A 14110-nucleotide genomic window follows, 5' to 3' on the forward strand; every position below is an offset into this window, starting at 1 on the left:
AAAAGCAGATCAAGATCAAGAGCGACTCGCTTCGCATCGTGGTTACGGTTGAGCGCTACAGAGTTGTGTAAATACCTATGCCCCGATGAGGAAGAGTCAGTGAGTGCATCCGTAACTGACACACCGCCATCGGGGGCAAGTCGAATCGTCGCACCGCCCCTCCCACATTTGGATCGCGATCGGCACAGAATACCGGTCGGCTCTAAGGCCGCCGCGCTAACGCCCCCGCAACACCCGATCAGGCATCGCAATAGCCGCCGCCAACCCCAACACCGACACCCCCGCACTCACCATCAGCAAATGCCGAAACGTCATCGCCAACTCCCCCCGCAACGCATCCCGTGCCTCACCCGGCGCAGCATTGAGCCCATCGAGCAGCACATTACCGGAGCTGCTCTCGGTCAGCAGCGCGCCACTGGCCAAGTGGGCAAAACTGGCATCGCGCAACAACGCCAACAACAATGCCGACATGCACGCCACCCCCACCGCCCCGCCGAGGGAACGGAACAGGTTGGTGGTGCTGGTCGCCACACCAATATCGCGCTGCTCCACCGAGTTCTGCGTGCCCACCAACGAGGTCGGGAACTGCATGCCCGCCGCGATCCCGCACAACAGCATGAACAGCGAGGTCAGCCCGACGGCCTGGGGCGCGCTGAAGGCCATGCCGAGAATCGCCAGCGGGCTCAACACGGCGCCACTGAGGATCATCGGTTTATATCGGCCGGTCACTGAGGTCATGCGTCCGGCGAAATAAGCGCCCATCGGCAAGCCCATCGCCAGGGGCAGCAGGTGCAAGGCCGCGCTGTCGGCGCCGGCACCGGTCACGGTCTGGTAACGCAGGGGCATCAGCACGGTCAGGGAAATCGCCTGGAAGCTGGTGATGAAAATCGTGCACCAGCACAACACCGCGCTGCGGTTGACGAACAGGTGCATGGGCAACAACGGCTCGCGCGCGCGGCGTTCATGCCAGACGAACACGCTCAACGCCAACAACGCACAGACCAGCAGCCCAAGCACTTGATCGTCACGCCACGCACGACCCTGGCCGATTTGTGTGATGCCGAGCAACAAGGCGCTCAGGCCGATGATCATCAGCACGGTGCCGAGGTAATCGATAACCGGCTTGCGCTGCGGCACCGGCAACCCCACCAGGGTGCGATGGGCCACATACCAGGCGAGCGCGCCCAACGGCAGGTTGATCAAAAATACCCAGCGCCAGGACAGGTACTCGGTCATGTAGCCGCCCAGCACTGGCCCGGCGACGCTGGCCACCGCGTACATGCTGCTGAAGTAGCCCTGGTAACGCCCGCGTTCACGGGGCGCGATGATGTCGCCGATGATCGCCTGGCTCACCGAAATCATGCCGCCGGCACCGATGCCCTGGATAATCCGCGCCAGCACCAGTTGCTCCATGTTCTGCGCCAGGCCGCAGAACAGCGAGGCGACAGTGAACACGCCCATGCCGATCAGCATCATGGGGCGTCGCCCATACAGGTCACCGAGCTTGCCGTAGATCGGCACCGCCACCGTCATCGCCACCATGTAGCCGGAGATCACCCAGGCCAGCAGGTTGACGTCATGGAACTGCGCGGAAATGGCCGGCATCGACACGGCGACAATGGTCTGGTCCAAGGCGCCAAGAAAGATCGCCAGCATCAGCGCGGCAAGAATACTGCGCACGGCGGGAACAGCGGGAGCGGACTGATTGAGAGGGGTCACGGCACAACCTTCGAGCAAGGCACGCAGGCAACGGCAGCCTGCGCAAATGCTGAATACGATAGCAGGCTATTCGATAGCCTCGTAAGGAAGCCCGACGTAATTTTCCGCGATGGTTGTGCGCCCGGCCTCGGAATTCATGAAGTAGTCCAGCTCACTCTCGGCAATGCGTCGGGTGAAGTCATCCGCCTGGGGAAACTGATGCAGCATCGACGTCATCCACCAGGAAAACCGTTCGGCCTTCCACACCCGCCGCAGGCAGATGGCGGAGTAGCGCTCAAGCAATTCCACACGCCCCTCGCCATACACCTTGAGCAGGATGCGAAACAATGTGCTCACATCACTGGCCGCCAGGTTCAAGCCCTTGGCCCCGGTAGGCGGCACGATATGCGCAGCATCGCCGAGCAGGAACAGGCGCCCGTACTGCATCGGCTCCACCACGAAACTGCGCAGCGGCGCGATGCTTTTTTCAATCGACGGGCCGGTGACCAGTTGTTCAGCCAGGTCGACCGGCAGACGGGTTTTGAGCTCGGCCCAGAAGCGCTCGTCCGACCAGTCGGCCAACGGCTCCTGTGCCGGAACCTGCAAGTAGTAACGGCTGCGGGTCTGCGAACGCATGCTGCACAGCGCAAAGCCACGCGGGTGCGTGGCGTACACCAGTTCCGGGTGCACCGGCGGCGTATCGGCAAGCATGCCCAGCCAGCCGAAGGGGTAGACGCGCTCGAACACCTGCAACGCCTCGGGCGGAATCGACTGACGGGCCACACCGTGAAAGCCGTCACAGCCCGCGACGTAATCACACTCCAGGCGAAAGGCCTGGCCCTGATGCTCGAAGGTCAGCCAGGGCTGATCACTTTTGAGGTCATGGGGCTGTACGTTCGAGGCTTCATAGAAGGTCGTAGCGCCGACAGCCGCACGGGCCGCCATCAGGTCGCGTGTGACTTCGGTCTGGCCGTAGATCATCACCGACTGGCCACCGGTCAGGGTCTTGAGGTCGATGTGGGTGAGTCGGCCATCGCGCGCCAGGGCGAAACCGTCATGCACCAGGCCCTCAGTATCCATGCGTCGGCTGACGCCCGCCTCGCGCAGCAGGTCGACCATGCCTGGCTCCAGCACCCCGGCGCGGATGCGGCCCTGCACGTGGTCGGCGGTCTGGCGCTCCAGGACGAGGGTCTGAATGCCAGCGTTGTGCAGCAATTGTCCGAGCAGCAATCCGGAGGGACCGGCGCCAATAATGGCGACTTGGGTTTTCAGCGTTTTCATTATTTTTATGGCCTGCTGGCTTCACCCGAACCGAACGAGTGAAAGAGTTGTCATTGGACGTGTAGCTGACATTTTTCACCTGAGCGAGCAGCATAAGAAGGTGAAAACTGCTTTAAAGCCTGCGCTTTTTGCCAATCGGGGCGATTACCGCACCACTATCCTGAGTATCGGATTGAAAACATGACCAACACCGCGATTCCGGTCTTCAAGCTTTACGGGGAAAGCCAACAGTGGCCGACGCCCGATTTGTTGCACTGTGAAACCATTTCCCGGCGCAGCCGGGAATACCAGTGGGAGATCCAGCCCCACCGGCACGCGGACCTGTGCCAGCTGCTCTACGTGCATAAAGGCCAGGCACACCTGGAAATCGAAGGCCAGCGCACCACGCTCGACGAAGCCAGCCTGCAAGTGCTGCCGCCGCTGTGTGTGCACGGTTTTCGCTTTTGCGAAGATGTCGAAGGTTATGTGGTGACCCTGTCAGCGCCCCTGGTCAGCCATTTACAAGCGCAACTGGGCAGCACGATCGATGGCCTGCACACCCTCGGCAGTTACCCCGCGGGCAAGGACAGCGACTACCTCAATAGCCTGTTCGTGCGTTTGCAGGACGAATACGCCGGCGAACAACCGGCACGGGACATGATGATGCACGCCCTGGTCAGCGTGCTGCTGGTGTGGGTCAGCCGCCAGGCGATCCAGCGCCGCCACCCCAGGACACCGCGCAACCGTGAGTATTTCCGACGTTTCACCCAACTGGTCGAACAGCATTACCGCGAGCACCCCAAGATTGAAGACCTGGCCCACAAACTGGGCATCTCGGTCTCCCATCTCAATGGCACATGTCGGGAGTTGGGCGGGCAGCCGGCCCTGCAGATCATGCATGACCGCCAGTTGCTGGAAGCCAAGCGTTTGCTGACCTACACCAGCATGACCATCAATGAAATGTCCGAGGTGCTGGGGTTTTCCGACCCCACCAACTTCTCACGGCTGTTTCGCCGCCGGGTGGGATTTTCGCCCAAGGCTTTTCGCGAGCAGTTGAAGCAGAGCTGAATGTGCGAGGGGGCAAGCCCTAATACTGTAGGAGCGAGCTTGCTCGCGAAAAACTCACAGGCACCGCGTTCATTCAGGAAGCACGCGTTATCGTTGACGTTTTTCGCGAGCAAGCTCGCTCCTACAGACTGGCATTGGGGCACGCCCACTCCCATAGTGATTTGCAGTGCTTTGAGAATCAACGCAGGGCGCTGAAACTGCCGGTGTGCGGGACGCATTGGTTTTGGTGGCAACTGATGGCGAACGCCGACGGCTGCATTCGCGTCTGCTCTACGCGATAGGCGGCTGTGCCATACAGCGCAGTAGCCAAGGCGCACAGGCTGAAAATCGTCAGGTACTTTCTGGTTTTAATGCTCATGGCACAGACCTCTGCACGGATCTACAAGGTGCTGTTTAGAGCATAGGTCAGTTAGGGCAAGTTGCCATGATTGCAGGCCATTCAGCGCGCTTATGCCGCTTCAGAGACCGACATCCCACTCAGGCTCTTCGGGAAACCGCTGCACCAGGAAATCCAACAGGCTGCGCAACGCCAAGGGCATGTGTTTGCGCGAGGCGTATACCGCGTAGATATTCATCTGCCGTGGCTGCGCATCCGGCAGCAGGCGCACCAGTTTGCCGCTGCGAATCAGCTCACCGGCCTCATAGCTGGGAAGCATCGCCACCCCGGCGCCGGCCAGGGTGATGCGCAATAACGTGCCGGCCTCGTTGGCGGTGATATTGCCGTGCACCGCCACCGACACATGCTCGCCGCGCTCTTCGAAATGCCACAGGCTCTTGCCGAAGTAGGAGTGGGTCAGGCAGTTGTGCCGGGCCAGGTCTTCGACTTTCTGCGGTGCCGCATGCTCGCGCAAATAGGCTGGCGTGGCGCACACCACCGAGCGGCATACGGTCAGGCGTCGGGCGATCAGGTTCGGGTCCAGGTCGTTACTGGTGCGGATCGCCAGGTCGATGCGCTCGTCCACCAGGTTCACCGTGCGGTCGAGCATTTGCAGGTCGACTGTCACCAGCGGGTAGCGTCTGACGTACTCGGCAATCGCAGCGCCCAACTGCGCCTGGCCGAACGAGGTGCTGACACTCAGGCGCAACAGCCCACGCGGGGCATCATCGGGCTCGCTGACGGCGGCCTGCATATCACCACAGAGTTCCAGCAATTGCCGGCAACGCGGCAGGGTTTCACTGCCGGCAGCGGTGAGGCTGAGCTTGCGCGTGGTGCGGTGCAGCAGGCGTGCGCCAACCCAATCCTCCAGCTCGGCCAGGTAACGCGAGACCACTGGACGCGACAGGTCCAGGTGGTCGGCGGCGGCGGATTGGCTGCCCAGGTCCACCACGGTGACAAACACGCGCATTGCTTGAAGACGATCCATGATTTGCCCGATTTCAGAAACAAACTATGTTCCAGCATCGCATTTTTTGTGGTGTTTTATGCAACTAAGCTCTGTTCACCCCTTACCGAAGGCAGGAGCTGCCCCGATGTTCTCGACGTTCAAACGCTTGACCCTAGCGACTGCCGCCCTGGCTTTCACTGCTCATGCCATGGCGGCAGACTTGAAACTTGAGGTGTACAACCCGGGCGAAGCCGCCATCTTCCCGGTCAGCTCGGTACTGGTCAGCGGCGCCCGGGACGCGATCCTGGTGGACGCGCAATTCGGCAAGGGCCAGGCCGAGCAACTGGTGCAGAAAATCCGCGCCAGCGGCAAGCACCTGACCACCATCTACATCAGCCACGGCGACCCGGACTACTACTTCGGCCTCGACACCCTGACCGCCGCCTTTCCCGACGCGAAGGTGCTGGCGCCACAACCGGTGGTCGACCATATCAACGCCACCGTCGCCGGCAAGCTGGCGTTCTGGGGCCCGAAAATGGGCGCCGACAAACCGGCCAGGACCCTCATACCGCAAGTGCTCAAGGGCCACAGCCTGACGCTGGAAGGGCAGCAACTGGACGTCATCGGCCTGGACGGCCCGCAGCCGGACCGCAGTTTTGTGTGGATTCCGTCGATCAAGGCCGTGATTGGTGGCGTGGTGGTCGCGCAAAACATCCACGTCTGGATGGCCGATACCCAGACTGCACAGTCCCACAAGGATTGGCTGGCCACCCTGCAACGCATTGAAGACTTGAAGCCGACCACCGTGATTCCGGGCCACTACCTGGGCACTCCATCGCCCGCTTCGGTCGCGTTCACCGCCGACTACATCAAGGCCTTCGACACCGAAACCGCCCAGGCCAAGGATTCCGCCGCCCTGATCGCGGGCATGAAAAAGCGTTACCCCAACCTCGCCGACGAGAGCTCGCTGGAATTGAGCGCCAAAGTCGCCAAGGGCGAAATGAAGTGGTGACTGGTTTTAAACCCTGACCTTTACTGGAGAACGTCATGAGCAAGATCGCAATCATTGGTGCCACCGGCCGTGCCGGTAGCCAACTGCTGGAAGAAGCGCTGCGCCGTGGGCATACCGTCACCGCCATCGCACGCAATACCGACAAACTGGCCGCACGCCCAGGTGTCACGGTCAAACAAGTGGATGCCCTGGAGGCCGATGCCCTGCAACAGGCCGTGAGCGGCAGCGACGTGGTGATCAGTGCCGCACACTTTGCCACCTTGCCCGCCAGCGCCGTGCTCGGTCCGGTCAAGAAGGCCGGAGTCAAACGCCTGTTGGTGGTGGGTGGCGCCGGTTCGTTGCTGTTGCCGGACGGCAGCCGCGTGATCGACAGCCCGGGCTTCCCGGCGGAATACAAAGCTGAAGCCAGTGCGGGAGCAGCGTTTCTAGACATGCTGCGTCAAGAGCAGGAACTGGATTGGACCTTCCTGTCGCCGTCGGCCCTGTTCGATGGCACCGAGCGCACCGGTCAATTCCGTCTGGGCCAGGATCATTTGCTGGTGAGCGACGACGGTCAAAGCTCGATCAGTTTCGCCGACTTCGCCATCGCCATGATCGATGAAGTGGAAACGCCGAAGCACTCGCGTCAGCGCTTCACGGTGGGCTACTGATACAACCGGGTCTGCAATGTGGGAGCGTACACCGCCGTCTGTAGGAGCGAGCTTGCTCGCGAAAAACTCACAGGCACCGCGTTCATTCAGAAAGTACGCGTTATCGTTGACGTTTTTCGCGAGCAAGCTCGCTCCTACAGAAAGCCTTAAGGCAAGCCCCCTCCTACATTTGAACGGTGGCGTATCCGGCGCCTGCAATTTTTCAATAGGGCTAATGACTTTCTCATTTGCCCAGCCTCCCCCGCCCGTGGCCTGATTCGCCCTTGTTCATCCAAGGCAGGCCCATGCAAAACGTTCAGGCAAAACCCACCACCGCCGTGTGGCTGATGATCAGTGTGGTGCTGGTCGCCCTTAACCTGCGCCCGTCGATGGCGGCCGTGGGGCCCTTGCTGTCGTCGATCCGCGCTGATGTGCCGCTCAATTTCAGCAGCGCCGCATTGCTGACCATGTTGCCCGTGATGAGCATGGGCCTGGCGATGTTCTTTGGCATGGGCCTGGCCCGGCGCTTTGGCGAATACCGCAGTATCGTGGTGTCGCTGCTGGTGATTGGCGCAGCCACCCTGTCGCGGTTGTGGCTGGATTCGGCGTTCGAGCTGATTGTCAGTGCCATGGCGGCAGGCGTCGGGATTGCGCTGATCCAGGCGTTGATGCCGGCGCTGATCAAGTCGCGCCCGGGCGACAACGTTTCAGTGTTCATGGGCCTGTATGTCACCGCGATCATGGGCGGCGCCGCACTGGCCGCGTCGTTTGCGCCGTTTGTGCAAGTGCACACCGGCAGTTGGCGCATCGGCCTGGCGATGTGGGCCGGGCTGGCGCTGCCGGCCCTGGTGTTCTGGTACGCCCAGCGCTCGGCGTTACCCGCCTTGCCTCAGGTCGACAGCGGCCCGCAGGCATCGTTTTTCGGCAATCGCCGGGCCTGGTTGCTCGCCCTGTTCTTCGGCTTCGGCACGGCGTGCTACACCTGCGTGCTGGCGTGGCTGGCGCCGTATTACGTCGAGCAGGGCTTGCGTGAGCAGCATGCCGGTTTGCTGCTGGGTTTGCTCACCGCCATGGAAGTGGTCTCCGGCCTGGTAACGCCCGCCATCGCCAATCGCCGCCGGGACAAGCGCGGCGTGGTGGCGGTATTGCTGGTGCTGATCCTGATCGGCTTCGCGGGCCTGATCCTCAGCCCCCGGCACCTGACTTTGCTGTGGCCGTGCCTGCTCGGCCTGGGTATCGGCGGCTTGTTTCCCATGAGCCTGATCCTGTCCCTGGACCATCTCGATAACCCGCGCCGCGCCGGTGGCCTGACCGCGTTCGTGCAGGGTATCGGCTACCTGATCGCGGGCCTGTCGCCGCTGATCGCCGGAATGATCCGCGACCAGTTGGGCAGCTTCGAGGGGGCCTGGTGGTCATTGGCGGCTGTCGTGGCGGTGATGCTGCTGATGGTCATGCGCTTCAATCCGGCGCATTACGCGCGACATATCCACTGAGGTCGTGTTGTAAACAGTATTTGTCTCACCCAAAACATAGAAGAATCCTACAGAGCTTTCTATTGGTACGAGCGTTCCGTTAACATTTTGCTCAGTCTTGTACTGAATTCGGTACAAAGGGTTTACGGACGAAACCGATGCTAAACAGCAACTTGCTCAGAAAGCTCGATATGCAGGACTTGATGGTGTTTATCGCTGTCTACGACCAGAGCAGCGTTACCGACGTGTCTGAAACGCTGTTCGTCAGTCAGTCCACCGTCAGCTACAGCCTGAAGAAACTGCGCACCAGTTTCGAAGACGAGTTGTTTATCAACACGCGAGCGGGCATGCGTCCGACGTACAAGGCCACCACGATGTACGGCCACGTACAGAAAATCCTCGAAAGCATCAACCTGTGCCACGCCGGAGGCCAGGCCTTCGACCCGACCCGCGAGGCCGTGACTTTCAATGTGTGCGCCCCGGAATACTTCGAACACCTGATCCTGCCGCGCCTGCTGAAAAACTTCGACCGTGCCGACCTGCCGGTGATCGTCAATGTGCAAAAGCTGGAAGCCGACATTCCCGCCGACGATTTGCGCGAAGGCCGCCTGGACCTGGTGATCGGCTTCGGCCCGAACTTTCACCGCGTCCATAAAGACTTCAAGCGCCAAATGCTGCTCGAAGACGACCTGGTGTGCGTCTTCGACAAACGCTCGGCGCCGCGGGAAGCGACGTTCAGCCTGCAAGCCTTCGTCGAGCGGCGCCATGTGTTTCCCACGCCGTGGACCTCCGCCACCAACATGATCGACGGCTGGCTGGCGCGCCAGGCGCACAAACGCCAGGTGATCGCGCGGGCCAACAGCTACAGCGCGGCGTTGAAGATGATCAGCGGCACCGACTTTATCGTGACCCTGCCACGCCGCGTGCAAAAGCTGCTGGCGCCGACCTCGGCGTACGGGTGTTGCGAAGCCCCGCAGGGTTTGCCGGGCTTCACCCTGGACATGCAATGGAACCAGGCCAGCGAACAGGACAGCGCCAATACCTGGTTTCGCGAGCAGGTGGTCAAGGTGTGTGAGGATGAAGCGGCAAGCGGCAAGCTGAAAGCGGCGAGCTGAAAAAGCGGCAAGGGGTGCGGTCGCCTTGACTTGGCGCTTGCAGCTTGCCGCTGCTTCTTTCCTGCACGTTACACCGGGAGCGCAAGCCCACGATCACTCATGAACGCTTCCAGCCGTGAGCGCATCCAGCGTTCCGCCGGGTCGGTGTCGACGTGGCTGAGCCAGACCATCGACAAGTCCAGGGTCGGCGTTTCAAACGGAAACGCCTCGCAGAACAGGTTCCCGCCGGCGGCCATGGCCTGGGCCGCGTAGTCCGGCAGGCTGGCGATCATGTCAGTGCCGGCAAGCAATGCCGGCAGCGAACTGTATTGCGGCACCGACAGCACCACGTGCCGCTTGCGACCGATTTCGGCCAGCCACTCGTCGGCAAACCCGGCCACGTTGGCGGTGTGGGACACCAGCACATGGGGCCGTGCGCAATATTCATCGAGGGTCAGCGGTGTGTCGGACGCATCGGCGCGCAACAGGCACGGGCGGATATGCCGCAGCAGCTTGCGCTTGGCATTCGCCGGCAGGCCGCGGGTCTGGGTGATGCCGACAGTGATATCGCCGGAGGCCAGCAGGTCGGGAATGCGCCAGTAATCCACATGCTGCACCACGAACACCACCTGCGGCGCTTCCTGGCGCAGCGCTCGCAGCAACGGCGGCAACAGGCCGAACTCAACGTCATCGGACAAGCCGATACGAAAGGTCATGGTGCTGATGGACGGGTCGAAATCGTGGGTCAGGCTCAAGGCCGACGACAGCGAGTCCAGGGCCGGCGACAGGTGCTGGATGATTTGCTCGGCCCGCGCGGTGGGCTCCATGCGGTGGCCGACGCGAATGAACAACGGGTCATTGAACAAGGTACGCAGACGGTTCAGGGCCGAACTGATGGTCGGCTGGCCGAGAAACAGCTTCTCCGCCACCCGCGTCACGTTGCGCTCGAGCATCAGCGCTTCGAAGACCACCATCAGGTTGATATCGGCCTTGCGTAATTCATTGCGATTCATCGGCGCCTGCCCCTTCCCCACGACAAGCCGCAGTTTAGAAAGGCAACGGGGCGGCGTCTATGTCGGTCGATGCATCGGTTTCTATGGGGGGGCGTATCGCAGAACAGGACCAACCCTCCAGACGATCCTTTGCATTGATAGCCCGCGCGCATCAATCTATCCAAATTTGTCACTTATCATTTCTAAATGTGTCAGCCACTATCCCAAGTCTTAAGCGAAACAAGCACTTTAAAAAGAACGCTGGAGACACAAAACCATGACTAGCCCTTCCCGGCCTGCGGCTGCCCCTTCGAAAGTAGGCGCCGTACTGCGCGTTACTTCGGGCAACTTCCTCGAACAGTTCGATTTTTTCCTGTTCGGGTTCTATGCCACCTACATCGCTGCCGCCTTCTTCCCTGCCGCCAATGAATTCGCATCATTAATGATGACCTTTGCCGTGTTCGGCGCAGGTTTCCTGATGCGGCCCTTGGGCGCGATCATTCTGGGTGCCTATATCGATGACGTGGGCCGCCGCAAAGGCTTGATCGTGACGCTGTCGATCATGGCCAGCGGCACATTGTTGATCGTGCTGGTGCCCGGTTATCACACCATTGGCCTGTGGGCACCGTTGCTGGTGCTGCTGGGTCGTCTGCTGCAAGGCTTTTCGGCCGGTGCGGAGCTGGGTGGTGTGTCGGTGTACCTTTCCGAGATGGCCACCCCGGGCCGCAAGGGTTTCTACACCAGCTGGCAGTCGGGCAGCCAGCAGATCTCCATCGTGGTTGCCGCCGCGCTGGGCTATGGCTTGAACGTGTGGATGGAGCCGGCGGTGGTTGCAGACTGGGGCTGGCGCATTCCGTTCGCCGTCGGTTGCGTGATCATTCCGTTTATCTTCGTGCTGCGGCGTAACCTGCAGGAAACCGAAGAGTTCGCCAAGCGCAAGCACCGCCCGACCATGCGTGAAGTGATGGCCACCCTGGTGAAAAACTGGACCGTGGTGATTGGCGGCATGCTGATGGTGGCCATGACCACCACCGCGTTCTACCTGATTACCGTGTACGCACCGACCTTCGGCAAGACCGTGCTGCAATTGAGCACCTCCGACGCGCTGCTGGTGACGTTGCTGGTGGCGGTGTCGAACTTCTTCTGGCTACCGATCGGCGGCATCCTGAGCGACCGTTTTGGCCGCAAGCCGGTACTGCTCGCCATGACTGTGCTGACCGTTCTCACGGCTTATCCAGCGCTGTCCTACGTGGTCAACGCACCAAGCTTTGCACACATGCTGGAAACCCTGCTGTGGTTCTCCTTCCTCTACGGCCTGTACAACGGCGCAATGATCCCCGCGCTGACTGAAATCATGCCGGTGGAAGTGCGCGTGGCAGGGTTCTCCCTGGCCTACAGCCTGGCAACCGCCGTCTTCGGCGGCTTCACTCCCGCCATCTCGACCTGGTTCATCCACATCACCGCAGACAAGGCTTCGCCCGCCTACTGGATGATGTTCGCTGCACTGTGCGCCCTGTGTTCCACCCTGGCGCTGTATCGCCGCGCCAACACCCGTGGCCAGGTCATGCAGGGGGCTGCGCAATGAAGCCGCTGTTCAACACCCTCACAGCCCTGGTCCTCGCCGCTCTGGCGCTGTCAGCCCAGGCTGAAGAACTCAAAGTGATGACCTCCGGCGGCTTCACGGCCGCCTATAAACTGCTCGGTCCGCAATACGCCAAGCAAAGCGGTGACACCCTGGACACGGTCCTGGGACCGTCCATGGGCAAGGCGCCGGAAGCGATTCCCAACCGCCTGGCCCGTGGCGAACACGCAGATGTGGTCATCATGGTCGGCTACGCCCTGGATGAGCTGATCAAACAAGGCAAGGTCGACCCCGCCTCCCGCGTGGAACTGGCCGACTCACGGATCGGGTTGGTGGTGAAGGAAGGCGCGGCAAAACCTGCGATCAATACTGACGCCGAGCTCAAGGCCGTGCTGAGCAAGGCCAAATCCGTTGCCTATTCGGACAGCGCCAGCGGCGTGTATGTCGAGAAGGAACTGTTCAAGAAGCTCGGCATGCCGGCGAAGGGCACCATGATCGAACGCGTACCGGTGGGCGAACAGGTGGCCAAGGGTGACTACGAAGTCGGCTTGCAGCAGGTGGCGGAATTGTTGCCGGTCAAGGGCGTGACATTTGTCGGCAAGATCCCGGAAGACGTGCAGTCCGTTACGCGTTTTGCGGCGGGTATCCCGGTCAACGCCGAACACCCGGAAGAGGCCAAGGCATTGCTGCAGTTCATGGCATCACCCGAGGCACAACCGGTGGTGCGATCCACCGGCCTGGACTCGGTGTCACGCTGACCGAAACGGCATCTCCCGCACCAACCGCTCCAACTCCAGCGCCGCCGGCGGCAATGTCCGCCCGCGGCGCTTGATCAAGCCCACATTGCGCATCACCTGCGGTTCCACCAGCGGCACACTCACCAGAATCGGGTGCTCACACGCCGGCATCGCAATCGACGGCACCATCGCCACCCCCAGCCCCGCCTCCACCAGCCCGATCATCGTGGTCACGTGGTGGGTCTCGCAGATACTCGGCTTTTTCACCCGCACACCGCGCAGGGCCTGGTCCAGCAGGAAGCGGTTGCCCGAGGTTTTGTCCACGGTGATGTAGTCATGCTCGTAGGCTTCGGTCCAGGTCACGCTTTCACGCGCGGCCAACGGATGGTCACGACGACAGGCCAGCACATAGCGCTCCTGCAGCAACAGCTCGAACTCCACTTCATCGGCCAGGCTGCCGCTGAAACTCACGCCAAAATCCGCCTCGCCACTTTCCACCGCATTGCACACTTCACCGGCACTGGCATCCAGCACCCGCAGGCGAATCTTCGGATACAGCTTGTGGAATTCGGAGATGACGTGGGGCATGAAGTAATACGCGGTGGACGGCACACAAGCGATGGTGACATTGCCCATGCGCGTGGACGCGACGTTACTGATGCCCATCAAGGCGATGTCCAGGTCGTCGAGCATGCGTTCGACCTGAGGCAGGAATGCACGGCCAACCATGGTCAGGCTGACCCGCCGCGTGGTGCGTTCGAACAGCTTTACATCCAGGGCCGACTCGAGCTTTTCGATGCGCCGGCTGAGCGCGGGTTGCGAGATTCGGATGGCCTCGGCGGCGCCCCGGAAACTGCCCTTGTCTACCACGGCGCGGAAGGCTTGGAGGTCATTGAGGTCGAAGTTGATGATCACGGAAGGCAAGCCAGGATAGACGATGTGGCGGGCATTATCGTATGGGAGCGGGTAGGACGCCATGCGGACCGGGTCGGGTCTGCGGACATATTCCAGTTACACATATGAAGTTATACATATCAGCAGGTTATCGACTGCCTGCCGCCACGCACTTGCCGAAACGGGTCAATACTTGCTGCCTGACCTACACAACGGGAGCGGTAACACCTCATGCAAACCTATCACTTTTGGGCAGACGACGAGTCGCCGGACATCAGCATTGATCTGCTGCTCCTTGCATCGCGCCAATGGTTCAGTAGGATTGAATCCTACTCAACCTCGGCGGA

At 61.3% G+C, this 14110-nt stretch carries 13 protein-coding genes; 7 read left to right on the forward strand and 6 right to left on the reverse strand.

The window, feature by feature from the left end:
- Positions 1-216: 216 nt before the first annotated feature.
- A complete protein-coding gene (locus BFP90_RS19100; RefSeq protein ID WP_065897709.1) occupies positions 217-1719 on the reverse strand; it encodes an MDR family MFS transporter in 1503 nt (500 codons plus the stop codon).
- A gap of 66 nt (positions 1720-1785) precedes the next feature.
- Positions 1786-2979 carry a 4-hydroxybenzoate 3-monooxygenase gene (gene pobA, locus BFP90_RS19105; protein ID WP_065893499.1) on the reverse strand — a complete coding sequence of 398 codons (1194 nt, stop codon included), beginning with the start codon at positions 2977-2979 and terminating at the stop codon, positions 1786-1788.
- 180 nt (positions 2980-3159) lie between these two features.
- Here pobA and BFP90_RS19110 point away from each other — a divergent pair, with 180 nt between their 5' ends.
- Positions 3160-4026, forward strand: coding sequence for a helix-turn-helix domain-containing protein (locus tag BFP90_RS19110; RefSeq protein ID WP_065897710.1), 867 nt, complete (start codon positions 3160-3162; stop codon positions 4024-4026).
- 178 nt (positions 4027-4204) lie between these two features.
- Here the strand turns inward: BFP90_RS19110 and BFP90_RS19115 are convergent, their stop codons facing one another.
- Complete coding sequence (locus BFP90_RS19115; RefSeq protein ID WP_065897711.1) at positions 4205-4384, reverse strand: hypothetical protein; 180 nt, start codon at positions 4382-4384, stop codon at positions 4205-4207.
- 100 nt (positions 4385-4484) lie between these two features.
- Positions 4485-5390, reverse strand: coding sequence for a LysR family transcriptional regulator (locus tag BFP90_RS19120; protein WP_065897712.1), 906 nt, complete (start codon positions 5388-5390; stop codon positions 4485-4487).
- 106 nt (positions 5391-5496) lie between these two features.
- Here BFP90_RS19120 and BFP90_RS19125 point away from each other — a divergent pair, with 106 nt between their 5' ends.
- The 4 genes from BFP90_RS19125 (at position 5497) to BFP90_RS19140 (ending at position 9579) form a co-directional block, all read left to right on the forward strand.
- A complete protein-coding gene (locus BFP90_RS19125) occupies positions 5497-6363 on the forward strand; it encodes an MBL fold metallo-hydrolase (RefSeq protein ID WP_065897713.1) in 867 nt (288 codons plus the stop codon).
- A gap of 35 nt (positions 6364-6398) precedes the next feature.
- Positions 6399-7013 (forward strand): NAD(P)-dependent oxidoreductase, encoded by a 615-nt coding sequence (locus BFP90_RS19130; protein ID WP_065897714.1) that lies wholly within the window; start codon positions 6399-6401, stop codon positions 7011-7013.
- Between the two features lie 284 nt (positions 7014-7297).
- Complete coding sequence (locus tag BFP90_RS19135) at positions 7298-8485, forward strand: cyanate transporter (RefSeq protein WP_065897715.1); 1188 nt, start codon at positions 7298-7300, stop codon at positions 8483-8485.
- Positions 8486-8622: 137 nt separating this feature from the next.
- Positions 8623-9579: a LysR family transcriptional regulator gene (locus BFP90_RS19140; protein WP_065886290.1), complete on the forward strand. Its 957-nt coding sequence runs from the start codon at positions 8623-8625 to the stop codon at positions 9577-9579.
- A gap of 68 nt (positions 9580-9647) precedes the next feature.
- Here BFP90_RS19140 and BFP90_RS19145 read toward each other — a convergent pair whose 3' ends face one another.
- Positions 9648-10571, reverse strand: coding sequence for a LysR substrate-binding domain-containing protein (locus tag BFP90_RS19145; protein ID WP_065893493.1), 924 nt, complete (start codon positions 10569-10571; stop codon positions 9648-9650).
- Between the two features lie 256 nt (positions 10572-10827).
- Here BFP90_RS19145 and BFP90_RS19150 point away from each other — a divergent pair, with 256 nt between their 5' ends.
- Positions 10828-12135: an MFS transporter gene (locus tag BFP90_RS19150; RefSeq protein ID WP_065893492.1), complete on the forward strand. Its 1308-nt coding sequence runs from the start codon at positions 10828-10830 to the stop codon at positions 12133-12135.
- The gene (locus tag BFP90_RS19155) at positions 12132-12890 is read left to right on the forward strand and encodes a substrate-binding domain-containing protein (RefSeq protein WP_065886287.1); all 759 of its coding nucleotides are present in this window, start codon (positions 12132-12134) and stop codon (positions 12888-12890) included. Before BFP90_RS19150 ends, BFP90_RS19155 begins: the two co-directional genes overlap by 4 nt.
- Here the strand turns inward: BFP90_RS19155 and BFP90_RS19160 are convergent.
- Complete coding sequence (locus tag BFP90_RS19160; RefSeq protein WP_065886461.1) at positions 12882-13784, reverse strand: LysR family transcriptional regulator; 903 nt, start codon at positions 13782-13784, stop codon at positions 12882-12884. The genes BFP90_RS19155 and BFP90_RS19160 overlap by 9 nt on opposite strands.
- Positions 13785-14110: the final 326 nt, after the last annotated feature.

Source organism: Pseudomonas sp. 24 E 13, assembly GCF_900004715.1.
Taxonomy (GTDB): Bacteria; Pseudomonadota; Gammaproteobacteria; order Pseudomonadales; family Pseudomonadaceae; genus Aquipseudomonas; species Aquipseudomonas orientalis_A.

What these genes read in the sequence shown, in the direction of transcription:
- pobA (WP_065893499.1), bottom strand. Translation starts at nt 2,979, where the DNA reads ATGAAAACGCTGAAAACCCAAGTCGCCATTATTGGCGCCGGTCCCTCC.
- BFP90_RS19110 (WP_065897710.1), top strand. Translation starts at nt 3,160, where the DNA reads ATGACCAACACCGCGATTCCGGTCTTCAAGCTTTACGGGGAAAGCCAA.
- BFP90_RS19115 (WP_065897711.1), bottom strand. Translation starts at nt 4,384, where the DNA reads ATGAGCATTAAAACCAGAAAGTACCTGACGATTTTCAGCCTGTGCGCC.
- BFP90_RS19120 (WP_065897712.1), bottom strand. Translation starts at nt 5,390, where the DNA reads ATGGATCGTCTTCAAGCAATGCGCGTGTTTGTCACCGTGGTGGACCTG.
- BFP90_RS19125 (WP_065897713.1), top strand. Translation starts at nt 5,497, where the DNA reads ATGTTCTCGACGTTCAAACGCTTGACCCTAGCGACTGCCGCCCTGGCT.
- BFP90_RS19130 (WP_065897714.1), top strand. Translation starts at nt 6,399, where the DNA reads ATGAGCAAGATCGCAATCATTGGTGCCACCGGCCGTGCCGGTAGCCAA.
- BFP90_RS19135 (WP_065897715.1), top strand. Translation starts at nt 7,298, where the DNA reads ATGCAAAACGTTCAGGCAAAACCCACCACCGCCGTGTGGCTGATGATC.
- BFP90_RS19140 (WP_065886290.1), top strand. Translation starts at nt 8,623, where the DNA reads ATGCTAAACAGCAACTTGCTCAGAAAGCTCGATATGCAGGACTTGATG.
- BFP90_RS19145 (WP_065893493.1), bottom strand. Translation starts at nt 10,571, where the DNA reads ATGAATCGCAATGAATTACGCAAGGCCGATATCAACCTGATGGTGGTC.
- BFP90_RS19150 (WP_065893492.1), top strand. Translation starts at nt 10,828, where the DNA reads ATGACTAGCCCTTCCCGGCCTGCGGCTGCCCCTTCGAAAGTAGGCGCC.
- BFP90_RS19155 (WP_065886287.1), top strand. Translation starts at nt 12,132, where the DNA reads ATGAAGCCGCTGTTCAACACCCTCACAGCCCTGGTCCTCGCCGCTCTG.